Consider the following 23,559-nt stretch of genomic DNA (forward strand, 5'->3'; position numbering starts at 1 on the left):
ACCACACGAAAGGATTCATGCCATAGCACTGGAATTTTACTTAGCCATTTTACTTTATTATTTGTTTTTCCCGGGATAATGGGTAATTTTAAGCTTTTAAAACACTAATCACCGACAATGCTAAAAAAAACAGGTCTATTTTTATTCCTTTCTGCTGGACTTTTCAGCTTACAAGCGCAGCAAAAGATTCCGTTCAGAATCACTAAAAACAATAATATCATTGTAAAATCCCTGGTGAATAAAAAAGATTCTCTGGATCTTATGTTTCAGATTGCCATGAGGGACTGCTCCATTTCTCCTGAACGCCAGCGGAAAGCTGATCACATTATTTTCAATAAAGAAGAAATAAGTGATGATAATACTCTGAATATTGGAAAACTGTCCTGGAAAAACATTCGCTTTTTTAATCACCAGCTCACCGGCCATGAAGCTGACGGAAAAGTAGGTACCGGCATTTTTGAAGGAAAAACCTTTATGATAGATTATGACAACAACCAGTTTGTCATTTACGATCAGAAGCAAAAGCCCGACCTGAACGGGTTTCAGCCTGTAAAAATTATTTTAAATAATGAAGGTCTTTATATATCGGCAGATAATGTAGTGGATGGTAAACGTCAGCAGGAGGGTTATTTTGTTCTTCAATCCGGCTATTCCGGGGGGATCTTATACAGTAATGATTTTGCGGAGAAATATGAGCTTAGCAAAAAGCTGAAAGTCACCGGAGAGAAGACCTTAAAAAACTCAGAAGGGCAAAGCCTTATTACCAAACAGGCAGTTCTTCCTTTTTTTAAACTCGAAAAATTTGTATTTAAGGATGTTTCAGTTGGTTTTTTCTCTGGAGAACTGAAAACACAAAACGTAAGCTATTTTGGAGCAGATATGCTTCGTAGGTTTATATGGATTTTTGATGCAGACAGAGAAATAGCATACATTAAACCCAGTAAATATTATTCGGAACCCTATTATAAAATAAATTAAAGCATAAAAGCTGTTTACACTATTTTTACATCATAAATTTCAATGTACAAAGCAACCAAAAAGATGCAACATATTAAACACTTTAGTTCATGAAATAAACAGATTCTGTGCATGTAAGAACAATCAAATTTTTAAAAATCTTTGATTTCCATCTAAAGTGAACTTATTTACGCAGTAAGATATTAACCATTCTATAATGAACTAAAGTATTTTAAGACTTCTAATTATATGAATTTCAATGTGAGTAAAGAGCTGGAAATCGATAAAAGTTTAAACAGGTTCAATATAATTAACGATAGTATCTCTTCTTGAGCCATACACTGGCCTTTACCAATAAAATTAAAACAGGAACTTCAATCAAAGGACCAATCACCCCTACGAATGCCTGTGGAGAGTGCAGTCCGAAAACTGCAATAGAAACTGCAATAGCCAGCTCAAAATTATTTCCTGCAGCTGTGAATGCTATAGAAACATTTTTATCATAAGAGACTTTTAAAGCCTTATTGATCAGGAAACTTATAAAAAACATCAGCATAAAATAAATGGTCAGAGGAATGGCAACCTTCAGCACATCCATAGGCAGTTCCAGAATCTTATCTCCTTTCAGGCTGAACATCAAAACGATGGTAAACAGCAATGCATACAATGTTATGGGTGAAACCGCCGGAATAAATATCCTGTTGTACCAGTCTTTTCCTTTGAATTTGATTAAGAAACATCTACTTAAGAAACCAGCCAAAAAAGGCACTCCCAGATAAATCAGTACGCTCTCTGTAACCTCTTTCATAGATATTTTTATATTGAAACTTGCGAATCCCAACTTTTCAGGCAGTACATTGATAAAGAGCCACACAAAAAAGCTGTAGCTTATTATCTGGAAAATAGAGTTCAGTGCAATCAGCAGAGCTGCATATTCTCTGTTTCCTTTAGCCAAATCATTCCAGACAATTACCATGGCAATACATCTTGCCAGGCCTATTAAAATCAAACCTATCATATAATCCGGTTCATTTCTCAGAAATAATACTGCGAGAGCAAACATTAAACATGGGCCTACGATCCAGTTTAGGAACAGGGAAATACTGATTACTTTTTTATCTTTAAAAGCCATAGGCAGCAATGAATAGTCCACTTTTGCCAACGGAGGATACATCATTAAAATCAATCCTGCTGCCAACGGAATATTGGTGGTTCCGGTGCTCAAAGTATTGGCAGCATCAGAGATACCCGGAAATATTGCTCCCAGACCAATTCCGGTGAGCATAGCAAGAAAAATCCAGAGGGTTAAATAGCGGTCGAGAAGTTTTAATTTGGGATTCATTTTTTATTTTTTAATCATTGAAAAAACGTACAGCATTTCTGAAGCGATCTCCAGGCTGCGCTGATGATATACTTCTTCCTGTACCGGTAAATTATCTGAATATTTAGGATCTTCATAAGTAATCGGGATTCTGACTTCGGCCCCTGCTATATACGGGCAGCCATCATCAGCCTGTGAGCAGGTGATTACCGCAGCAAAACCTGAATCAGGATTAAACAGGCTGTCATACTTTTTAGAAAAACCAATTACGGGGAAAGCATTCTCATCATATTTTATAGCATAGACAGGATTATCATTCTCAGATATTTTGAAAATAATAAATCCCTGATGGATTAATGTTTCTGCAACTTTAGGAAACAATGCGGTTTCTTCAGTTCCTCCTGAATAACAAAAAACATTAGCTATTCCGAAATGAGCAGCCGCCACTTGCGCCCAAATCTGCGAAAAATGACTCCGGCGGGAATTGTGAGTGCAAATAAAACTGATATTGACCGCTTCATTATGAGTTACTTTCTTTTGGATAAATTCAATCAAAGGCTGTACAATTTTCTTTCGGTCTTCATTTATCGGTTTCAAAAATAAAGCCTTCTGGATTGTTTTGGATAAGTTTACGTTCATTTTTATTAATTATCATATTGCGATATAACGATATTAAAAAATGTAAAAAAATGCTTTAGCAGCATTGATCTATATTGGCTTGCTGATTAAAGAAAAGATTAAACTGAGATTGAACCTCTTTCCAGACCTTTTCATTAATACAATAGCATACCGATTTCCCTTCAATTGATCCTTTGATAATTCCTGTATTTTTAAGTTCTTTCAAATGTTGTGAAATAGTAGCCTGAGCTAATCCTAATTCTTCAACCAAATCATTACAGATACAAGCTTTCTGATTGATGATATGCTGAAGAATGGAAATTCTGGCCGGATGCCCAAGTACCTTAAACAATGCTGCTAACCGGTTCTGTTCCTCTGTAAATATTTCGGTTTTTGTAAGTCCCATATCATATTATTTTACATCGCAATATTACGATACTTTTTTTTAATTGACAAAATTTTAGGATAAATTTCTTTATTATTTTTCTAAAAAACAGGGTAGATCTTATGTCTTCAATCTACCCTGCCTTCTCAATATTTAATAAAAATCTCCTATTTTACTTTAGGATAAAGCTTATTTTTAAGATTCATAAAGTAGGTTTCCGTCTCTTTAAAGTCATTACTTTTCATAAACTTAAGAACAACGTTCAGATAAGCTTCTGATGGAAGAAACTCTGTTCCCGTTTTATCAGAAAGCTTTTTATAATCCACTTCAAGCTGTTCAGGATTTTTGGCAAGCCTTTTAATATCTGTCCTGAAACCTTTGAAAATAAACTTCAACGCTTCATAGTTTGCAGGGTAAGAAACCGTTCCATGTACTTCTCCCGGGAAAAAGCTATGCTTATAATTCAATGAACCGTTTTGCTCAATAATTCCTTTGAACTCTTCTATGGCCTGTGTCATATCAGAATTCCAGTTTTTCTGCTGTTCTTCGTTATCTGCCTGAGAAACGTATAATGATTTTTTGGCCGGAAATTTTTTATTCTTCTCCAGATAATCTTTTGTTCTCGAAACGGTTATTTTATTATCCCACCATAAGCTGGGATCATTCGCCACATAAGCGTTAAAATAATCCGGATGAATAAGGAAAGTATTGATTGCAAACAATCCTCCGAAAGAATGCCCCACCAATATAGATAAATCCTGAGTTCTATAGTTTCTATTGATCCATGGTTTTAATTCTTCCTGCAAAAAGTTTGTAAAATTCTCACTTCCGCCGCTATCTGCAAAAAGAATAAGATCAGGGTTTACCGGACTTTTCCTGTGAGATTTCGTAGGCGTAAGATCTCTGGTTCTTTCTGTATTTTTAATTCCCACCACAATACATTCCGGAATGTCTGCATAAGGAGTTCTTGCAAGGAAATCACTCATTCCTGTATAATATTCAAAATTGATTTCTCCATCCAAAAGATAGATTACCGGATATTTTGCAGGATTGATTGTCTTGTCATTATATGTTTTAGGAAGATGAATCCAGACTTCCCTGTTTTCATTTAAAATTTTTGAAAATAGATTCTGCTTTTCTCCTATTGTCACTTTTTCCTGAGCTTTTCCCGAAATGGAAAAAGCAAATACTGTGAGGTATAAAAATTTAAACCAATTGTTCATGATGTCCTTCTTTTCTATGTTGATGAATATTTTTAATTTCTTTATTTTTCCCTGATGATTTATTCCTCCTTCCCCACCAGATCAGAAATCCGGTTACGGGAAGACTTGTACAGATAATCCCGATAATGAAAGTGAAGATTTTTCCAAACATCCCGCCCCAGTAGCCGACATGAAGGTCAAAATTCATATGTTCAATGACCTCGTGCATCTGGACTTCTTTAGGGTAATGAATTTCGTTTCCTGTATACTTGTTGATTTCTCTGCTTTTGCCTTTTGAAATACTTTTTAACCCAATAAAATGAGCGGCAACAACATTATAAACTGTAGATGAATCATTTCTTGGAACACTCATTCTGATCTGTTTTGCCTCAGGAATTTCTTTGAAGTTTCTGTCTATAAAATCAGTAAAAGGCAATGCTTTTTTCTCAGGATCAAACTTTGGTTCATACTTCTCTGCAATTTTGTGGGGATCTGCTACTCCTCCGAAGGCTTCCTGAGTAAGATCTGTTAAAACCTTATAGGCCATAATCAATCCGGTAATGGTAATAAATACTGCCGGCAATAAAGTATAAAAGCCGAAAACATTATGGAAATCGTAGTTTTTCCTGCGCCATTTTGTTCCTGCCTTGATTTTAAAAGCGGCTGTTCTTGTCGTTTTATTCCATTTTTTAGGCCACCAGAGAATCAACCCGCTGATTAACTGGATGAAAAATATAATTGAGGCAATTCCCACCACTGTCTTTCCAAGCTTTCCTGCCAGCAACTGTGCATGAATATGGGCTACTACATAAAAGAATTCATAGCTTTTGGTAGATCCCATTATTTTACCGGTATAAGGATCGAGATAGTGATAGGCAAATACGCCTCTCGGACCACGGCTTTTCTTCTGTGGCTGTGCTGCTTTAGCTTCATTTTTATCTTTTGGTGGCTGGGTAGCTGAGGCCACTCTGAAGGTTCTGTCTGCATCTTTATAAGTGTCGAAATAAAATGCTCTTCTGCCCGGCACCTGTTTCTGAAATTGGACAAGCAGTTCTTCAGGAGCCATTTTCTTTTTATTATCCGGAGCCTGCACATATTTTGCACTGCCTCCGCACCAATCTATAATTTCGTCACAAAAGACAAATACGGTTCCTGAAAGCGTTACCGTCAGCACAATAATTCCGGAAACCAACCCTAGCCATAGATGCAGCCACCCGGTGACTCTCTTGGTAAGAGATTTTCCCTGTTTTTTCTTTGTATTAGTTTTTTTGTTTTCCATATCCTGTTCATTAGATGATTTCAATAGCAACCCATCACTAAAGGGTTAATAGATGCCGGATACGCAAAGACGAAAAGGTATTTTACAGCTTTAATCAAGATGCGAGAATCTGAAATTGATCAAATTTATGAATGCGTGTTAAAATCTAATTATTAAAATTGGTACTTTGTAAAAAGTATTTGATATTCTTACACCTTTTTAAAAACTATATAATCCTCTCAATGTCCTTGCGTTGTCCAGCAAATAGTCGGTTATTAAAATCTTTATGCTTTTTTAAAATTTAAATGCGAAATTGGCAAGAATTTCCCTTGGCTTCTGTGGCTGACCATAAAAGTTCCAGTAATTTTGGTTCAGTGCATTGTTCATCTTCAGACCTATTCTGTATTTTTTTCTGTCATAGAAAACTGTTGCCCCTACTGTGGTATAAGCCGGTGCAAGAAAATGATTTACTATATTAATATAGGTTTTATCTACAAAATTGAATCCCGCACCAAAGCCAAATCCTTCATAGGTTCCATCCATAATCTTGTAACTTGTCCAAAGATTTGCTACATGTTTAGGGCTCCAGGCACTTCTTTTTCCTGCATCTTTACTTCTGTCGTCAAATTTGTTATCGTTATAGCCGTAACCTGCAACAATATTCCATCCTTTAGCCGGATTGGCTACAAGATCTAATTCAAACCCCTGGTTTTTGATATTTCCATCCTGAATATATAATCCTGCAATACCTGACGGATCTGCTATCAGACGATTTTTGATCTTCATATTGTAATAACTTACCGTTGTCAAAAGTTTTTTGCCAAATAAATCAAGTTTAAACCCTGCTTCAAACTGATTTCCCTGTTCAGGTTTATATTCTATGAATGTGTTTCCTTTCTGATCTCTCGGGTCTCTCGTAGGGGCCACGTTCTTGAATCCGTTTACATAATTGGCAAAGAATGAAATTTCGTTTTTGATAATTTCATATACCAACCCGAATTTTGGGGCAAACTGAGTTTGTGTATACTTGCCTTTTCCTTCTACTCCATTTGAAATGATATTATCACTTTTATAATTGTCCATTCGTAGACTTGCCATCACCAGTAAATTGTCTGTAATATTAAGAACATCGGAAGCATATACGCTGAAAGTGCTGATTTTATTAATATCATACATCGTTCCGCTTCTTGGGAGTGCCTTGATGACATCTCTGGAAAGCGGAGTCCATTTTGTGGAAGAATCCAGATAAACCACATCAGTTGGCTGATCTTTGTCCTTTTCTTTAGTAATGATTCCATCCAAAGGGTAAGGAACGAATACTGAAGCATCGTTTTTACCTACTTTATAGACAGGATATTGGTTTTTACCGGTCTGCTGAAAGTAATCTACTCCTACAACCAGACGGTTTCTGAGGTTCCCTATTTTAAAATCTCCAATGAAATTCTGCTGGATATTATCTGTGGTAATTTTATAGCTGTCGAAAGGGCGGATACTTCTGCTTACAGAGTTGTTATTCAGATAATTTAATACTAAAAATACAGATTCATTTTCATTAGCTTCTCCTCGTTGATAGGATGTTCTGGAAGTCCATTGGTTGTTGAACTTATGGGTTACTTCAGCCATTGTCACGAAATTGGTTCTTTTTGATCCTACATCATTACTGGTAAATGATCTGTCGTAGGCACCAGCCAAGTCTTTCATGGAGTGCAGAGTCAATTTATCAGACTGCCTTACATAGGCATTCAGGGTCTTTTCCGGAGCATGGAATTCGGTATCTAAAGTTACCGTTGTTCTGTCACTTACTTTATATAAAATGCTTCCTGAAAAAAATGCTCCTTTATTGTAACCGGCATCCTGAAAAGAGTCCTGTGAATAAGCGGCTATATTAAATCTTGCCAACGCTGTTTTCTCCTTATTTAAAGGGGTATTGACGTCTGCTGTAATTCTGTTCATCCCCCAGCTTCCCGTGGTATAATTGATAATTCCCCCGAAATTTTCCTGAGGTTTTTTGGTGACTACATTTACTACCCCTCCATAATTAGCTAAGGTTCCGCCAAATAAGGTTCCGGAAGGACCTTTGATTACTTCTACTCTTTCAATATTGGCAATTTCAGACTGTACTCTCGGATTCTGGATCAATCCATTTCTGAAACTTGCATTAGAACTGAATCCTCTCAGGAAAATATCATTACCGCTGTCATTCACACTATTACTTACCACTACTCCCGGCGCAGATGCCATTGCTGTGTTGAAATCTGTAGCTCCCATTTCACTGATAATTTCTTTGGGAACAAGATTATAAACGGTTGGATTTTCCAGATTTTCTAAAGGAAGCCTTGCTATGGATTCAGACTTTTTGGTTCTGTAATTGTGAGTTCCCTGAAGGGATACGGATTGAATCTCGGAAACTTTAATTGTGTCTTTTTCCTGTGCACTCAGCATGGCTGCTGCCAATAAAGATGCAGAAATAATAATTTTTTTCATGTTTATAATTAAGCTTAGTGGCGCTAAATTACTTTATTTTTATTAATTCTAAATAAAAATATGATGAAAATCATAAAATACGCTCTCTGAAAAAGCCCATAAATAAAGGGTTTTTGACAAATCAAAAACCCTTTATTTCATTCTATAATGATATTTTACATTGATTATTTTATTTTCTAATCATTTTTTTTGCATTATAATAAAAGCAATGGAATTTACATTCAGATATCTACACAGCCATTATCATTGACATATAATAATTGGCACAATGTAATGAGTTGATCAATATTATTTCTTTGTGAGAAATTGTTTCGAATTTTTCTGAAGTGATGATCTGATATTCACAAGTCAGAGCGCTCCATTTAAGGTGTGGCTTCATTACAAAAAGTTCCGTTCCCTGCTGATCTGCAAGTACGAATGATTCTTTAAATACCCCTCTGTGTTTAAAAAGAAACCCTTCTTTTATTCCATCAAAATAAGTTTGTACGACAATCTCCCCATTCCAGTTCATTCTGAATTTTAAGATCACTCTTTCATGATCTTTTAATTCAATGGTTGTTCCCCAAAAACCCTTTGGCTCCACTTGATAAAAACGGCCTTCAATCTCTATTTCAGCATTAAATGTAAACCAGTTTTTATAAAGTAGTTTTCCTATTAACTGTTCTTCTTTGGTAATTTCAAAAGATAAAGAATCTACTGATTTTGCGTAATATTCTGACATGGCTGTTATTTCGTTTGGTAAGATTTTTATAAATTTATAAATATGATTAACAGTTTGAATTTTAACGCTCTAATTTATAAATAATTCCGCAAATAATATCTACTTTTAAATTGATCTGCCAATAAACCTGTCAGTATTATTTCTTCTCTATTTTCTCTGCGGATATTTTATTTTTAAATACAGGTGTGGCCCCACAGTTTTGATATATAATTCTGTTTAGAAATCCTATTTTTTTTGCATCTGGTGACTAAAAGTACCTTCCAAAGGAATGAAATTTCACTTACTTTAACCCAGGCTCAGGAGATTTAATAAGATTTGATTTTATAGATATAATCGTTATGAATTTTCTCAGCATTTTTCTCCACTTCCTTAATGCTGTATTCTTTTCCATCTATATCTACAGAATTTATGGTCATATACCAATTAGCATTAAAGGTCTGATCTATTCTTGTTGTTGAATGCGGATGAAGCTCCATGATAACTGATGAATCTCTGACTTCAATTTTCTCAAGAGTCTTTAGATTTTTAATTTTCTTAAAAACTTTAGGTGATACTATCTCATCTTCATAGTTGAAACTTAAATCTCTATGAAAGGGTCTCTTCAGATCATTGAAAACCCTGCTTTTATAATTAATTGTTATCATCTTTTTTACATCTGTTAAATTCTGAATATAAAAATCTGTTCCTACAGCACATCCTGAGAGTATAAAAAGAAAGATGATTGTGAACAGAGGCCGAATTCGTTTATGTATTTTCATATAGAGTTGGAAGATTTTTATTTCACTACTATTATATCAGTTGAAATAGAAGTAAATTTTGTTTGATATCATAAAATTCAGATCAGAAAGATATCTAATTTCAGTAAAAAGGACAAAAAAACCTCGTAAGAAAACTTACGAGGTTTAGGATATTCTATTTTTCCGAAAATTACATAGTCTCCATTTTGAAACTCATGCTTTCGATTACTTTCAGGATGGCTTCTACCGTATCCATTGATGTAAGGCAAGGAACACCGTTTTCCACACTCATTCTTCTGATCTGGAAACCGTCTCTTTCAGCCTGTTTACCTTTTGTAGTGGTATTCACAACATACTGAACTTTTCCTTTCTGGATCAGGTCGATAAGGTTCACACTTTCTTCTCCTATTTTGTATCCGATCTTACAAGGAATACCTTTTTCACCGAAGTATTTTGCAGTACCTTCCGTAGCCCAGATTCTGAATCCTACTTCATGGAATCTTGCTGCAAGAGCTGCTGCTTCATCTTTGTGCTTGTCTGCTACCGTGAACAGGATAGAACCGTGCATAGGAACTTTTCTTCCCGCTGCTACCAATCCTTTGTAAAGAGCTTTTTCAAGGGTGGTATCTTTCCCCATAACTTCTCCTGTAGACTTCATTTCAGGTCCCAGGGAGATATCTACTTTCGTGAGTTTTGAGAAAGAGAATACCGGAACTTTTACAAAGACTCCTTCTTTGTTTGGAACCAGACCGTCTTTATATCCAAGATCTGCCAGTTTCTGTCCTAAAATTGCTTTTGTCGCAAGGTTAGCCATGGGCACCTCTGTAATTTTGGATAAGAAAGGAACTGTTCTTGAAGAACGCGGGTTTACTTCGATTACATATACATTTCCTTCAAAAAGAACGTACTGGATATTCATTAATCCGATCACCTTAAGTCCTTTTGCCAGTCTCTTTGTATAATCTACCAAAGTATCTATTTCGCTCTGTGAAATATTCTGCGGTGGGTACACAGCGATAGAGTCTCCGGAGTGAACTCCTGCTCTTTCGATATGTTCCATGATTCCTGGAATCACTACTGTTTCACCGTCACAGATTGCATCTACTTCGATTTCTTTTCCTACCATGTACTTGTCAACCAAGACAGGGTGTTCCGGGCTCGCTTCTACAGCGTGCTCCATATAGTGAGCCAATTCTGCCTCTGCATATACGATTTCCATCGCTCTACCTCCAAGAACGTAGCTTGGACGTACCAATACGGGGTAACCGATTTCGTTAGCGATTTTTATAGCTTCTTCTTTTGAAGTGGAAGTTCTTCCATTTGGCTGAGGAATTCCCATTTCCTGAAGTGCTTTTTCAAATTTGTCTCTGTTTTCAGCTCTGTCAAGATCTTCCAATGAAGTTCCTAAGATCTGTACCCCGTGCGAAGCCAGTTTATCAGCAAGATTAATCGCAGTCTGCCCTCCGAACTGTACTACTACTCCTTTTGGCTTTTCAAGATCGATGATATTCATTACATCTTCTTCTGTAAGCGGCTCAAAGTATAGTTTGTCAGAGATAGAGAAGTCTGTAGAAACGGTTTCAGGGTTATTGTTGATGATAATCGCTTCATATCCCATTTCTTTGATTGCCCAAACTGAATGTACCGTTGCGTAGTCAAACTCAACTCCCTGACCGATTCTGATAGGTCCTGAACCTAGTACAATAATCTTTTCTTTGTCAGAAACAACACTTTCATTTTCTTCTTCATATGTTCCGTAGAAATAGGGAGTCTCGCTTTCAAACTCAGCAGCACAAGTGTCTACCATTTTGTAAACCGGCATTACTCCGTTTTCTTTTCTGAAATTGAAAACTTCACGCTCTGTTACCTCCCAAAGAACAGCTATATTAACATCTGCGAAGCCTAATTTTTTAGCCTGAACTAAGGTTTCTTTATCAAACTTATTATCTGCAATTACCTTTTCGAAATCAACCAGCTTTTTAAGTTTCCAGATGAAGAACTTGTCTATTTTACTCCATTCTACAATCTTCTCCCAGTCGTATCCTCTTCTTAAAGCATCTCCGATGATGAATAATCTCTCATCATCACACACTCTGATTCTTCTTTCGATTTCTTCTTCTGTAAGCGCCTGAGCCTGCTTTGTTTTTAGTCCCAAGTGCTTGATTCCTGTTTCTAATGAACGGATCGCTTTCTGTAAAGACTCTTCAAAGTTTCTACCGATCGCCATCACTTCTCCAGTAGCTTTCATCTGAGTAGAAAGTCTTCTGTCTGCTGTTTCAAATTTATCGAATGGGAATCTTGGGAACTTCGTTACCACGTAGTCCAGTGCAGGTTCAAAACATGCGTATGTTTTTCCTGTTACCGGGTTCATGATTTCATCCAGTGTTAGTCCTACAGCAATTTTAGCAGCAATTTTAGCAATCGGATATCCTGTTGCCTTACTTGCCAGAGCTGATGAGCGGGAAACTCTAGGGTTTACCTCGATGATATAGTATTCGAATGAGTGAGGGTCTAAAGCCAGCTGTACATTACAACCTCCTTCAATTCCCAATGCTCTGATAATTTTCAGTGAAGCATTTCTCAGTAATTGATATTCTCTGTCTGAAAGGGTTTGAGAAGGTGCTACTACAATTGAATCTCCTGTGTGAACTCCTACAGGATCAATGTTTTCCATGTTACAAACCACAATGGCATTGTCATTTGCATCACGCATTACTTCGTATTCTATTTCTTTGAAACCGGCAATAGATCTTTCAATAAGACACTGCGTAACCGGGCTGTATTTCAATCCTAATTCGGCAATTTCTTTTAATTCTACTTCATTAGAAGCGATACCTCCTCCGGTACCTCCCATGGTAAATGCAGGACGCACAATTACCGGGTAGCCAATTGCATCTGCAAAAGCAAGTGCTCCTTCTACTGTGTTTACAATATCAGACTCAGGAACCGGTTCGTTCAGTTCTCTCATCAATTCACGGAAAAGGTCTCTGTCCTCCGCTCTGTTGATTGCAGAAAGCGTAGTTCCCAATACTTCTACTTTGCATTCTTCAAGAATTCCTGATTTTTCCAATTCTACCGCCATATTCAGTCCTGTCTGACCTCCCAATGTTGGTAATAGAGCATCCGGCCGTTCTTTTCTGATGATGTGGCTTACAAACTGTAATGAAATCGGCTCAATATATACTTTATCAGCGATTTCTACATCGGTCATAATTGTCGCAGGGTTTGAGTTGATCAAAATTACCTTGTAGCCTTCTTCTCTTAAAGACAGACAAGCCTGCGTTCCTGCGTAATCAAATTCAGCTGCCTGACCAATGATGATAGGTCCTGAACCGATTACTAAAATTGTTTTTATATCTGTACGTTTTGCCATTTTTCTTTTTTTATTAGAGTCAAGAATCTAGAGCCAAGAGCCAAGATTTCCAGACTTTATTTTAAACTATTTTTGAATGAGTAAATCATTCTTTGAATTTCAGAAACTTCATTTAATAAAGCATTTACTTTGTCTTCAGTTAAAAGATTCAACTCTTTTACCAAAATCAGTTGAGTCTGCAATTCAAATGCAGAGCCTAAAGCGATAGCGAGAAAGTGATTAAACTCTTTACTGCTATTTCTGCCGGAACCTTCAGCGATATTAGACGGAATAGAAACAGAACATCTTTTTATCTGAGAAATTAAACCATACTTTTCGTCACTACTGATCTCCTGACAAATAATGTATATATTTTTTGCCAACACAATAGATTTTTGCCAGAAAAGTAGCTTTTCAAAGTTGTGCATCTGTTCTTTCTCTCTTAAGTCTTGATTCTTGGTTCTTGGCTCTGAATTTTTACTTTTTAAAGTCTTCCATCATTTGAATAAACTCATCAAACAGGTAGTTTGCATCTTCCGGACCAGGGCTCGCTTCAGGGTGGTACTGAACTGAGAAACAAGGGTGAATTTTATGTTTCAAACCTTCATTTGTTCTGTCATTCAGTGCGATGTGGGTTTCAATAAGATCTGTTCCTTTCAAACTTTCCTGATCTACTGCATATCCGTGGTTTTGAGAAGTGATAGCAACTTTATTTTTCGCTAAATCCAATACCGGATGATTTCCACCTCTGTGTCCGAATTTTAGTTTGAACGTTTTTGCGCCGCAAGCCAAACCGATTAACTGGTGTCCTAAACAAATTCCGAAGATTGGAACTTTCCCAAGTAATCCGCGGATCATATCCAGAGCGTGTGGAACATCTTCCGGGTCACCAGGACCGTTAGAAAGCATTATTCCGTCCGGATTCATTAGCAGGATATCTTCAGCAGTGGTATCCTGAGACACTACGATGATGTCGCAGTTTCTTTGAGATAATTCTCTGATGATCCCTAATTTCGCTCCAAAATCAACCAATACAACCTTAAAACCTCTGTTTGGGTTAGCATAAGGTGTCTTTGTAGAAACTTCTTCCACCTGATTGGTTGGGAAATTGGTCACTTTAAGCTCAGAAGCTACTGCAGTTTCGTCAGCATCAGCATTTACGATTTTCCCTTTTACTACTCCAGAGTTACGAAGAATTCTTGTAAGTCTTCTTGTATCAATTCCTGAAATTCCTGAAAGGTTTTTCTTTTTAAATAATTCATCTAAAGTAATCTGAGTACGGAAGTTGGAAGGGAGATCGCAAAGTTCTTTTACGATAAGCCCTTTGATTGCCGGCTCAATACTTTCATAATCATCACGGTTAATACCATAATTTCCGATAAGCGGATAGGTCATACAAACTATCTGACCGCAGTACGATGGGTCAGAGATCAATTCCTGATACCCTGTCATTCCGGTATTGAAAACTACCTCTCCTGCAGTTTCCAAATCTGCTCCGAAACCTTCTCCATGAAACACTTCACCGGACTCCAGTATTAATTTTTTCTTCATTTTTAAAAATTAGATTTTCTATTATTTTCTTTTTTTCTTGTACAATGTCGGTTGTACAAGGTATAATGTATTTATATTCTTTTTTCCTGTACAATGTTGGCTGTACTTTTTACATTATACTATATACTTTTTACAATTTACTTAAAGGTAAACCCTTTCTCTTCCAAAGCTTCTTTCAGAATGGCCATTCTGGCAAAAACTCCGTTTTCCATTTGTTTGAAAACTCTTGAGCGTTCACACTCTACCAGTTCTGAGTCTATTTCTACATCCCTGTTGATAGGCGCAGGGTGCATGATGATGGCTCCTTTTTTCATGGCCTGCTCTCTTTCTTTAGTCAGCCCGTATCTTCTATGATATTCTGAAGCGGTAAAGCTCATAGCAGCATCATGCCTTTCATGCTGGATTCTCAATAGCATCAGGACATCTACTTCTCCTATCAATTCATCTACTGAAAGATAAGTCCCGTTGATTAAAGCGCCTTCGTCAAACCAGTGTTCAGGTCCTGAGAAGTATACTTTGGCTCCTAATCTCCTTAATGCTTCTGCATTTGAATTGGCAACACGGCTGTGCTTTACATCTCCCACAATTCCCACTTTTAATCCTTCAAACTTTCCAAATTCCTGATAAATAGTCATCAGATCCAGCATACATTGTGAAGGATGGTTTCCTGTTCCGTCTCCTCCGTTGATCACCGGTATTTTAATATTTTTCAGTTCATCAAAATATCGGTCTTTCTTATCACGGATCACTACTAAATTTATCCCTATGCTTTCAACAGTTCTTACTGTATCATAAAGGCTCTCTCCTTTATTTACAGAACTGTGCGAAGCATCAAAGGGTACTACCTGAAGTCCTAATTTTCGTTCTGCAAGATCAAAGCTTGTTTTCGTTCTTGTACTGTCTTCGAAGAAAAGGTTTGAGCAAAAAACTTCTCCTTCAATTTTAGCAGTTTTACCATTCGCAAAAGCCAGCGCTTCTGTTAGTATACTGTTGATTCTCTCGGTGCTTAGTTCTGTAATCGTAAACATAATTCTTAATTTTTGAGCATAAAAAAAGCGAAGACAACAATCTTCGCTAATAACAATAAATATCGTAAAGGGCGCTTTCGCCCGGTAAATCTAATGATATAAATGCTTTTTTATTCATTAGGTGCAAAGATACAGAATTTTTACGAACCTACAAAAACAAAGTTTGAAATAAATTAAAAACCTTAGTATTTCCTTATTCTCATTTAAAATTAATATTTTTGTTAAAACTCAAATTTATTTTATGGATTTAAAAGACAAAATGATTCTCAGCATTATTCAGGAAGATTCCACTCTATCTGTTAAAGAAATTTCAGAAAAGATTGGTCTTACCTTTACTCCTACGTATGAGCGAATCAAACAATTGGAGAAACAGGGGATCATTGAAAAATATGTCGGTCTTTTAAACCGTGAAAAACTGGGTCTGAATATTATTGTCTATTGCAATGTACGTCTTAAAGAGCAATCCAAGAAAGTATTGGAAACTTTTGAGGGTAATATCGGCAAGTATGATGAAGTACAGGAAATCACCAGCCTTTCCGGAGAATATGACTATATGCTGAAGATTATTGCAAAGGACATCAATTCCTATAATGAATTTGCTGTCAATGTAATCTCAAACCTTCCTAATATTGGACAATATCACAGTTCTATCGTACTTCATGAGGTGAAAAAATCTACCAAATTCAAAATCGATTTGCAATAATTTTTCCATTTTAAGTTCAAAATCAATTTCGATAAGAACAAAATAGAATCAAACCATTAAGATAACTTAAGCAGTTAAGATTTATTAAGATTAAGGATTTACAAACGAATGTAAGGCAGTATGCTAAAAAATAATTTTAGTAATTACTGATTCTACTCAGGTTTTTCTATGATCTTAATGGTTTGGATTCTAACCCAATAATTTATTTTTCAGTTTATTAAACTGGTATTCTATCTTATCCAGACAAAGATTGCCTATACTTCCCTGATGGGTATGGTTCAGGTTTCCAGTTTCAAAATCAAACTCATCATTTTCAATTTCCTGTCCTACTTTTACATAAGCATCACGGAAAGAGCTACCATTTTTCACTTCTTCATTAATCTTTTCTACACTGAACAGGTATTTATACTTCTCATCCTCCAAAATCCCGTCTTTTACCTGAATATTCGGCAACGTATAGGCTAAAATCTCCAGACATTCTTTCAGAGAATCTATGGCAGGGAAAAGAATTTCTTTTGTCAGCTGTACATCTCTGTGATATCCTGAGGGAAGATTATTCGTCAATAGGATCAGTTCATTCGGAAGCGACTGGATTCTGTTGCATCTTGCACGAACCAATTCAAAAATATCAGGATTCTTCTTATGCGGCATAATGCTGCTTCCTGTTGTAAACTCTTTTGGAAAGCTGATGAAGTCAAAGTTCTGATTCAGATACAGACAGACATCGTAAGCAAACTTCCCAAGTGTTCCTGCCAGAGTAGCCATTGACATAGCCAGCATTTTCTCTGATTTTCCACGCGTCATCTGAGCATATATCGAATTGTAATTCATCGACTGGAACCCTAAGTTGTACGTTGTACTTTCACGGTTGATCGGAAATGAAGAACCATATCCCGCCGCTGAACCCAGTGGATTCTTGTTGATAATATTCTTTACAGAAAACAACATTTCCACGTCATCCAAAAGCGCTTCAGCATAAGCTCCAAACCACAATCCAAATGATGAAGGCATTGCAATCTGTAAATGGGTATATCCCGGCAGCAAAACATTTTTGTGCTGATCTGCCAACTGAATTAAAATCTGGAAAAACTCATCAGTAAGTGCAGTGATCTCCCGGATCTCATCCACTAAATAGAGTTTGATATCCAGCAATACCTGGTCATTTCTTGATCTTGCAGTATGGATTTTCTTTCCTGTATCTCCTAATTTTTCAATCAAGATTGCTTCTACCTGAGAATGGATATCCTCAGCTTCTTTATCAATTTCAAAAGTTCCTTCTTCAATTTCTTTTAAAATAGTATTTAAAACAGACAGCATCTGTTCTGATTCTTCCTGAGAAATAATCCCGGTCTCTGCCAGCATTATACAATGTGCCATAGATCCTTTGACATCATATTTTGCCAAACGCTCGTCAAAGTCCAGATCTTTCCCGACTGTAAATTTATTTACTAATATATTGGTGGCAAGGTCATCCTTCTGCCATATCTTTTTCATATGTGACTATTTATTTAGTTCATATATAATCTCCGTTTTCTTCTGTTTACCAGAAGATTTCTTTAGCGGAGATTTAATAATGATCTGATTCAAAATAATTGATTGGTTTTGACATGCTCAGCAAAGCATTCCTTATTATTAACTATAAAAAAACATTTCCCTATTAAAGTCTTCGTTTTTAATTTTCTTTTTTGCATAAATCCTTATTAAAAACTAAACTTTTGTGCCTGCTGAGCGAAGTCAAAACATATTTTTTTCAGATATTCAGACTTCAGATGTCTGATATCTTTATAATACTTTTTCTAAAACCCGGATATAGATATCAATCCCTTCTTCTATTTCATTGATATAGATGAATTCATCCGCAGTGTGAGAGCGCCTACTGTCTCCAGGGCCCATTTTCACTGATGTACATGGAATAATGGCCTGATCTGATGAGGTAGGTGAACCATAGGTTGTCCTTCCTATTTCTAATCCTGCTTTTACAAATGGGTGATCCATTTCAATTTTTGAGGAATTCAGCCTGAAAGATCTCGCTGTAAGTGCAGATTCCATCTGAGACTGGATAATTTCAAAAGCCTCCTTATTAGAATATTCATCTGTAACTCTGACGTCCAAGGTGAAATTGCATGACTCAGGAACTACGTTATGCTGTACTCCGGCATGAATTCCTGACAACGTTATTTTAACTTCACCCAAATACTCTGAGATTTTCGGGAATTTAAAGGTTAAAATATTCTGCAGGTCCTGCATACATTTTACAATTGAGTTATCATCGTTAGGATGAGCGGCATGAGAAGGAGTTCCTCTCATTTCCCCGTCTATCACAAGCAGTCCTTTTTCTGCAATCGCCAGATTCATCTGCGTGGGTTCTCCTACAATGGCGAATTCAATGTTGGGAAGCTGTGGAAACAGGGCTTCAATTCCGTCAAAACCCGAAATCTCCTCCTCTGCCGTCAAAGCAATCACTAAATTATATTTTAAATCTTCTTTTTCATAAAAGTGTAAAAAAACCTGTGCCATAGAAACCAGAGAAGCTCCGGCATCATTACTCCCCAATCCATATAGTTTCCCATCCTTTTCAACGGGCACAAAAGGATCCAGTGTATAAGCTTTATTAGGCTTTACAGTATCATGATGGGTATTCAATAAAACAGACGGTTTAAATACATCAAAGTTTTTATTAACTGCCCAGATATTGTTTTTAAAACGTTTCGTTGGAATCTGATGTTTTTTGAAAAAATTCTCAATCTCCACCGAAGTATTGAATTCATCTTTGCTGAATGAAGGAATTTCAATCAGATTTTTAAGCAATCCAACCGCATTATTCAATAGTTCTTCTTTATTATAAACAGATTTCAGTTCCTGCATGATGATTCTCTATATGATTTTTAAGTTCAGTTTCTTTGATAAGAAACACTTTATTTACATTATTTTTTATTGCTCCAAGAGCATTTTCAAGTTTGGGCAGAATCCCTTTATGAAGCTTTCCTTCTTCTTTTAACACTGCAAATTCTCCTTCAGACACAGTTTTGATCACAGATTCCGGATTATTTACATCTTCCAAAACGCCTTCTTTATCAAAGCAGTACAATAATTCAACATCATATTTATCTGATAAAGCCTGTGCCATCACAGATGCAATAGTATCGGCATTGGTATTGAAGAGGTTTCCTTTTTTGTCGTGGGTAATGGCAGAAAATACAGGAATAAGATCAAGTTTAATCAATTTTGAAAGCAGTTTCTTGTTGACGCTTTTCTTATTAATATCTCCTACAAATCCAAAATCAATTTCGGGATGTTCTCTTTTTTTAGCCTTAATTAAATTTCCGTCTGCACCGGAAAAACCAATCGCATTACATTTTTTCTGCTGTAGTTTTTCAACAATATTCTTATTGATTCCGCCGGCGTATACCATCGTTACAATATCCAATGTATCTTTATCTGTAATCCTCCTTCCATTGATCATTTTCTGTTCTACACCAAGCTTGTCAGCCAATGTTGTAGCCAACTTGCCTCCGCCATGAACCAGAATTTTTTTCTCTTTGATTCCTGAAAACTGATCTAAAAACTGATCCAGTAATCGTTCATCATCAATGAGTGCTCCGCCTATTTTTATGATGTATATTTTATTTTTCATGAAAAGATTAAAGGATTTGGGAGTTAAAAAATTACATATGGTTTATTTTCTTTATAATCTAAAAACGTAGATGACAGTATTGATTTTGATGATTATATCAGATTTATTTTGAATTAATTTCGTCTAAAATTTCAGAAAAAACAGCTTGCGCAGAGAAAATACGATTCTTCGCCTGTTGGTAGATAATTGAGTTTTCGCCATCCATCACCTCATCACTTAATTCTACATTACGACGAACCGGCAGACAGTGCATCACTTTTCCTTCGTTAGTATTGGCCAGTTTTTCATTGGTTAACATCCAATCTCCTTTCACTTCCGGCATTGCGGCATAATCATCAAAAGACGACCAGTTTTTCACATAAATAAAATCTGCATCTTTTAAAGCCTCATCCTGATCATGGATTACTTTTATATCTTTTGTGAATTTCTGATCCAAATCGTAGCCTTCAGGATTGGCAATCACAAACTCAACATCCATTTCCTGCATCCATTCTGTAAAAGAATTCCCAACTGCCTGAGCAATAGGCTTGATGTGCGGAGCCCAGGTTAAAACAACTTTTGGCTTATGGTCTTTTTTCCAATTTTCGGTAATGGTAATACAGTCTGCCAAACTTTGCAACGGGTGGCGCGTTGCAGATTCTAACGAAATAACAGGAACTTTAGCGTGCTGCTCAAATTGGCTCAGAATGCTCTCATTAACGTCATCCTCCTTATTTTTCATTCCTGCAAAGCAACGTACTGCAATAATATCACAATATTGATTTAAAACTTCAATAGCATCTTTAATATGCTCTACTGTATCTCCGTTCATTACGGCTCCATCTGCAAATTCAAGATTCCAGGCTTCCTGTGCGGCATTCAGCGTCAGAACATTCAGTCCCAGGTTTTGTGCTGCAATCTGACTGCTCAGACGAGTTCTTAAACTTGAGTTTAAAAATACAAGTCCTATTGTTTTCCCTTTTCCTTTTTCTGTTTCTGAAAGCGGGTTTGCTTTTATCTGTAAAGCTTTTTTTATGATTTCCTGTAAGTTTTCTACATCACTTACAGAGGTGAATTTTTTCATTTCGAATTGATTTTAAAGATTTCCTTTACCTATTAATTGTTAATCCGGACACAAAAGTTTGTATTTAAGCTTTTTAAAAACACTTTAGCTTTAAAAGAATTCTTTTGTGACTTTTGTGGTTTAAATCTGTTCCAATACTGTTTTCAGAGCATTAATAAAAAGATCTGTTTCCTCTTTTTTGATATTCAGTGCCGGAAGAATCCTTAAAACACTTTTATCATTCGAGTTTCCTGTAAAAATATGATGATCAAACAGTAAGGTTTTCCTTACTTCCGAACAGTCTCTATCGAGCTCTATTCCAATCATCAAGCCTTTCCTTCGGATCGATTTAATATGTGGTAAATCTTTAATTCCATTTTCAATATACTGACCCATCTGCTGGGCATTTTCGATAAGATTTTCATCTTTCATTACGTCCAGTACAGCAATCGATGCTACGCAGGCAAGATGATTACCTCCGAAAGTTGTTCCCAGCAGTCCGTTGGCTGCCTGGAATTTCGGATGAATAAGAACTCCTCCAACCGGAAATCCATTCCCCATTCCTTTTGCAGTAGTAATAATATCCGGTTCAATTCCGAATTCCTGATGAGCAAAGAAATATCCACTTCTTCCATATCCGGATTGTACTTCATCTAAAATAAGAACAGCATCATATTTCTCACACAGTTCTTTGATTTTAGCTAAAAATTCCGGCGTTGGAATCATAATTCCTCCTACCCCTTGAATTCCTTCGATAATTACAGAGGAAATTTCGTTTCCGTGTATGGCAAAGGTTTCTTCAAGCTGCTCAATATTATTCCAGTCTGATTTGATAAATCTTTCTGAGAAGTTGACAGGAGCAACAATTTTTGGATTATCCGTTACAGAAACTGCAGCAGACGTTCTTCCATGGAAGGAACCTGAGAAATAAAGCACTTTACTCTTCCCGTTATGAAAAGAAGCCAGCTTCAATGCATTTTCATTAGCTTCCGCACCAGAGTTACACAAGAAAAGATTGTAATCTTCATATCCTGAAAGCTGTCCAAGTTTTTCAGCCAATTCAGTCTGTAATTCATTCTGAACAGAGTTGGAATAAAAAGAAATTTTTTCCAGCTGCTCTTTTAATTTATTTTGATAGTGAGGATGATTATGTCCAATAGAAATTACAGCATGTCCTCCGTAGAAATCAAGATATTGTTCCCCTTTGTCATCCCAAAGAAAAGACCCCTGAGCTTTAACCGGATTGATATTAAATAATGGATATACGTTGAATAAATTCATTTTTTATTTTTTTATATTTTTCTTTTGTCCTGAAACAAAAGAAACAAAAGTTCAAGACGTGGAAACTTTCGCTAAAAAATATTTTTGTTCTTTAAAAATTCTAAAACTTGTCCGAAATCGGCATTCGTTCTTCGGTTCGACATTTTTGCCGCACTTCGGACAGTAGAATTTTCTTAACGTTCAAAAAATTATTTTTCTTAACGCTCCATTTTCCTAGGTCGGTTTTGATTAAGTTTTAAAAATTCACGATTAGCTTATTGACAATTGATTTTTAAGTTTTCTTTTAAAATGCAATAGGTTTTAAGTTTAATCCTGAGTTTTCTTCCCAGCCCATCGCAATATTCATATTCTGTACGGCCTGCCCGGAAGCTCCTTTTAACAAATTGTCAATCGCTGAGTGAATAACTGCAACATTTCCACTTTTTTCAATCTGAATCACACAGCGATTCGTATTGACAACCTGCTTTAAATCAATTGCTTTTTTGCTTACCTTTACAAAAGGCTCTTCTGCATAAAAATCATGATACAACTGATAGATGTCAGAAAGCTCTAAATCTGTTTTCACTGTAGAACTTGTAAAAATCCCTCTTGCAAAATCTCCTCTCCATGGAACAAAATTCAGACTGACATCTTTATGATTAAACAAAACTATTTGCTTTAAAATTTCTCCCACATGTTGATGTTCCAGCGTTTTATAAGCCGACACATTATCATTCCTCCAGGTAAAATGAGTAGTTGCCTGTAATGACTGTCCAGCTCCTGTAGACCCTGTGATTCCTGTTGTAAAAACCTCATCGAGCAAACCTTTTTCAGCCAACGGTAAAAGCGCTAACTGAATGGCGGTTGCAAAACATCCCGGATTGGCAATACTTTTTGAATCGACCAGTTGTTTTTTATTGATTTCAGGCAATCCGTAGATAAAATTTCTGCTTCCAAAATTTCCATCTAAACGGAAATCATTTCCAAGATCAATTACCAAAGTTTCCTCCTGAGCAGGGTTTTGAGTTAACCAGTTCTGACTTTCCTTATGAGGAAGGCATAGAAAAAGTACATCTGCTTGCTCTGGCTGATCTGTCAAAACCTGATCACAAACCGTCGCTAAATCCGGGTACAAATCCGATATTCTTGTACCCGAATTCGAACGACTATATAAAAAACTCAATGTCACATGGGGGTGGAAAGCCAGTAAGCGTATCAACTCACTTCCTGTATAACCGTTTGCTCCTACAATTCCTACCTTTTTTTTCATATTTTAATCTGATAAGACAATGCCTTATCTTTTGTT

The 23,559-nt window shown here is 36.3% G+C and carries 20 protein-coding genes; 2 read left to right on the plus strand and 18 right to left on the minus strand.

The window, feature by feature from the left end; translation table 11 throughout:
- Nucleotides 1–117 precede the first annotated feature (117 nt).
- A complete protein-coding gene (locus tag AC27VX_RS09505; protein ID WP_236858641.1) occupies nucleotides 118–978 on the plus strand; it encodes a hypothetical protein in 861 nt (286 codons plus the stop codon).
- A 289-nt stretch (nucleotides 979–1,267) separates the two neighbouring features.
- Here AC27VX_RS09505 and arsB read toward each other — a convergent pair whose 3' ends face one another.
- From arsB to AC27VX_RS09565, 12 genes are all read right to left on the minus strand, one after another.
- The gene (gene arsB, locus AC27VX_RS09510) at nucleotides 1,268–2,299 is read right to left on the minus strand and encodes an ACR3 family arsenite efflux transporter (protein ID WP_488695271.1); all 1,032 of its coding nucleotides are present in this window, start codon (nucleotides 2,297–2,299) and stop codon (nucleotides 1,268–1,270) included.
- A 3-nt stretch (nucleotides 2,300–2,302) separates the two neighbouring features.
- Nucleotides 2,303–2,917 carry a protein-tyrosine-phosphatase gene (locus AC27VX_RS09515; protein ID WP_488695273.1) on the minus strand — a complete coding sequence of 205 codons (615 nt, stop codon included), beginning with the start codon at nucleotides 2,915–2,917 and terminating at the stop codon, nucleotides 2,303–2,305.
- 55 nt (nucleotides 2,918–2,972) lie between these two features.
- A complete protein-coding gene (locus tag AC27VX_RS09520; protein ID WP_236858635.1) occupies nucleotides 2,973–3,302 on the minus strand; it encodes an ArsR/SmtB family transcription factor in 330 nt (109 codons plus the stop codon).
- A 146-nt stretch (nucleotides 3,303–3,448) separates the two neighbouring features.
- Nucleotides 3,449–4,504 carry an alpha/beta hydrolase gene (locus AC27VX_RS09525; RefSeq protein ID WP_236858633.1) on the minus strand — a complete coding sequence of 352 codons (1,056 nt, stop codon included), beginning with the start codon at nucleotides 4,502–4,504 and terminating at the stop codon, nucleotides 3,449–3,451.
- The gene (locus AC27VX_RS09530; RefSeq protein WP_236858632.1) at nucleotides 4,488–5,762 is read right to left on the minus strand and encodes a PepSY-associated TM helix domain-containing protein; all 1,275 of its coding nucleotides are present in this window, start codon (nucleotides 5,760–5,762) and stop codon (nucleotides 4,488–4,490) included. Before AC27VX_RS09530 ends, AC27VX_RS09525 begins: the two co-directional genes overlap by 17 nt.
- A 273-nt stretch (nucleotides 5,763–6,035) precedes the next feature.
- Complete coding sequence (locus AC27VX_RS09535; protein ID WP_236858631.1) at nucleotides 6,036–8,225, minus strand: TonB-dependent siderophore receptor; 2,190 nt, start codon at nucleotides 8,223–8,225, stop codon at nucleotides 6,036–6,038.
- 229 nt (nucleotides 8,226–8,454) lie between these two features.
- Nucleotides 8,455–8,946 carry a hypothetical protein gene (locus AC27VX_RS09540; protein ID WP_236858630.1) on the minus strand — a complete coding sequence of 164 codons (492 nt, stop codon included), beginning with the start codon at nucleotides 8,944–8,946 and terminating at the stop codon, nucleotides 8,455–8,457.
- Between the two features lie 305 nt (nucleotides 8,947–9,251).
- On the minus strand, nucleotides 9,252–9,590 hold the full coding sequence (locus AC27VX_RS09545) for a hypothetical protein (protein ID WP_488695277.1): 339 nt from the start codon (nucleotides 9,588–9,590) through the stop codon (nucleotides 9,252–9,254).
- A 283-nt stretch (nucleotides 9,591–9,873) separates the two neighbouring features.
- Nucleotides 9,874–13,056 (minus strand): carbamoyl-phosphate synthase large subunit, encoded by a 3,183-nt coding sequence (gene carB / locus AC27VX_RS09550; protein ID WP_300689860.1) that lies wholly within the window; start codon nucleotides 13,054–13,056, stop codon nucleotides 9,874–9,876.
- A gap of 56 nt (nucleotides 13,057–13,112) precedes the next feature.
- Complete coding sequence (locus tag AC27VX_RS09555) at nucleotides 13,113–13,463, minus strand: four helix bundle protein (RefSeq protein WP_488695279.1); 351 nt, start codon at nucleotides 13,461–13,463, stop codon at nucleotides 13,113–13,115.
- 49 nt (nucleotides 13,464–13,512) lie between these two features.
- Entirely contained in the window at nucleotides 13,513–14,586 is a 1,074-nt protein-coding gene (locus AC27VX_RS09560; RefSeq protein WP_236858626.1) for a carbamoyl phosphate synthase small subunit, read from the minus strand.
- 137 nt (nucleotides 14,587–14,723) lie between these two features.
- Nucleotides 14,724–15,614: an aspartate carbamoyltransferase catalytic subunit gene (locus AC27VX_RS09565; protein WP_300689856.1), complete on the minus strand. Its 891-nt coding sequence runs from the start codon at nucleotides 15,612–15,614 to the stop codon at nucleotides 14,724–14,726.
- A gap of 241 nt (nucleotides 15,615–15,855) precedes the next feature.
- Between AC27VX_RS09565 and AC27VX_RS09570 the strand changes: the two genes are divergently transcribed.
- The gene (locus tag AC27VX_RS09570; RefSeq protein WP_236858624.1) at nucleotides 15,856–16,317 is read left to right on the plus strand and encodes an Lrp/AsnC family transcriptional regulator; all 462 of its coding nucleotides are present in this window, start codon (nucleotides 15,856–15,858) and stop codon (nucleotides 16,315–16,317) included.
- 189 nt (nucleotides 16,318–16,506) lie between these two features.
- Here AC27VX_RS09570 and argH read toward each other — a convergent pair whose 3' ends face one another.
- From argH to argC, 6 genes are all read right to left on the minus strand, one after another.
- On the minus strand, nucleotides 16,507–17,811 hold the full coding sequence (gene argH, locus AC27VX_RS09575; protein ID WP_488695282.1) for an argininosuccinate lyase: 1,305 nt from the start codon (nucleotides 17,809–17,811) through the stop codon (nucleotides 16,507–16,509).
- Nucleotides 17,812–18,099: 288 nt separating this feature from the next.
- Nucleotides 18,100–19,182, minus strand: a complete 1,083-nt coding sequence (locus AC27VX_RS09580; protein WP_488695284.1) for a M20 family metallo-hydrolase — start codon at nucleotides 19,180–19,182, stop codon at nucleotides 18,100–18,102.
- Complete coding sequence (argB, locus tag AC27VX_RS09585) at nucleotides 19,157–19,951, minus strand: acetylglutamate kinase (RefSeq protein WP_236858621.1); 795 nt, start codon at nucleotides 19,949–19,951, stop codon at nucleotides 19,157–19,159. The genes AC27VX_RS09580 and argB overlap by 26 nt, the downstream gene beginning before the upstream one ends.
- Nucleotides 19,952–20,054: 103 nt before the next feature.
- On the minus strand, nucleotides 20,055–21,014 hold the full coding sequence (locus AC27VX_RS09590; protein ID WP_300689849.1) for an N-acetylornithine carbamoyltransferase: 960 nt from the start codon (nucleotides 21,012–21,014) through the stop codon (nucleotides 20,055–20,057).
- Between the two features lie 120 nt (nucleotides 21,015–21,134).
- The gene (locus AC27VX_RS09595) at nucleotides 21,135–22,274 is read right to left on the minus strand and encodes an aspartate aminotransferase family protein (RefSeq protein ID WP_236858619.1); all 1,140 of its coding nucleotides are present in this window, start codon (nucleotides 22,272–22,274) and stop codon (nucleotides 21,135–21,137) included.
- A gap of 283 nt (nucleotides 22,275–22,557) precedes the next feature.
- Nucleotides 22,558–23,523: an N-acetyl-gamma-glutamyl-phosphate reductase gene (gene argC / locus AC27VX_RS09600; RefSeq protein WP_300689844.1), complete on the minus strand. Its 966-nt coding sequence runs from the start codon at nucleotides 23,521–23,523 to the stop codon at nucleotides 22,558–22,560.
- Nucleotides 23,524–23,559 lie beyond the last annotated feature (36 nt).

The organism is Chryseobacterium sp. 14P4.3.2 (assembly GCF_057799275.1).

Excerpts from the sequence above, each read along its gene's own strand:
- carB (WP_300689860.1), bottom strand. The coding sequence starts at position 13,056 with ATGGCAAAACGTACAGATATAAAAACAATTTTAGTAATCGGTTCAGGA.
- AC27VX_RS09570 (WP_236858624.1), top strand. The coding sequence starts at position 15,856 with ATGGATTTAAAAGACAAAATGATTCTCAGCATTATTCAGGAAGATTCC.
- AC27VX_RS09595 (WP_236858619.1), bottom strand. The coding sequence starts at position 22,274 with ATGAATTTATTCAACGTATATCCATTATTTAATATCAATCCGGTTAAA.
- argH (WP_488695282.1), bottom strand. The coding sequence starts at position 17,811 with ATGAAAAAGATATGGCAGAAGGATGACCTTGCCACCAATATATTAGTA.
- AC27VX_RS09545 (WP_488695277.1), bottom strand. The coding sequence starts at position 9,590 with ATGATAACAATTAATTATAAAAGCAGGGTTTTCAATGATCTGAAGAGA.
- AC27VX_RS09515 (WP_488695273.1), bottom strand. The coding sequence starts at position 2,917 with ATGAACGTAAACTTATCCAAAACAATCCAGAAGGCTTTATTTTTGAAA.
- AC27VX_RS09590 (WP_300689849.1), bottom strand. The coding sequence starts at position 21,014 with ATGAAAAAATTCACCTCTGTAAGTGATGTAGAAAACTTACAGGAAATC.
- AC27VX_RS09535 (WP_236858631.1), bottom strand. The coding sequence starts at position 8,225 with ATGAAAAAAATTATTATTTCTGCATCTTTATTGGCAGCAGCCATGCTG.
- AC27VX_RS09505 (WP_236858641.1), top strand. The coding sequence starts at position 118 with ATGCTAAAAAAAACAGGTCTATTTTTATTCCTTTCTGCTGGACTTTTC.
- AC27VX_RS09525 (WP_236858633.1), bottom strand. The coding sequence starts at position 4,504 with ATGAACAATTGGTTTAAATTTTTATACCTCACAGTATTTGCTTTTTCC.
- AC27VX_RS09560 (WP_236858626.1), bottom strand. The coding sequence starts at position 14,586 with ATGAAGAAAAAATTAATACTGGAGTCCGGTGAAGTGTTTCATGGAGAA.
- AC27VX_RS09530 (WP_236858632.1), bottom strand. The coding sequence starts at position 5,762 with ATGGAAAACAAAAAAACTAATACAAAGAAAAAACAGGGAAAATCTCTT.
- argC (WP_300689844.1), bottom strand. The coding sequence starts at position 23,523 with ATGAAAAAAAAGGTAGGAATTGTAGGAGCAAACGGTTATACAGGAAGT.
- argB (WP_236858621.1), bottom strand. The coding sequence starts at position 19,951 with ATGAAAAATAAAATATACATCATAAAAATAGGCGGAGCACTCATTGAT.
- AC27VX_RS09540 (WP_236858630.1), bottom strand. The coding sequence starts at position 8,946 with ATGTCAGAATATTACGCAAAATCAGTAGATTCTTTATCTTTTGAAATT.
- AC27VX_RS09565 (WP_300689856.1), bottom strand. The coding sequence starts at position 15,614 with ATGTTTACGATTACAGAACTAAGCACCGAGAGAATCAACAGTATACTA.
- arsB (WP_488695271.1), bottom strand. The coding sequence starts at position 2,299 with ATGAATCCCAAATTAAAACTTCTCGACCGCTATTTAACCCTCTGGATT.
- AC27VX_RS09580 (WP_488695284.1), bottom strand. The coding sequence starts at position 19,182 with ATGCAGGAACTGAAATCTGTTTATAATAAAGAAGAACTATTGAATAAT.
- AC27VX_RS09555 (WP_488695279.1), bottom strand. The coding sequence starts at position 13,463 with ATGCACAACTTTGAAAAGCTACTTTTCTGGCAAAAATCTATTGTGTTG.
- AC27VX_RS09520 (WP_236858635.1), bottom strand. The coding sequence starts at position 3,302 with ATGGGACTTACAAAAACCGAAATATTTACAGAGGAACAGAACCGGTTA.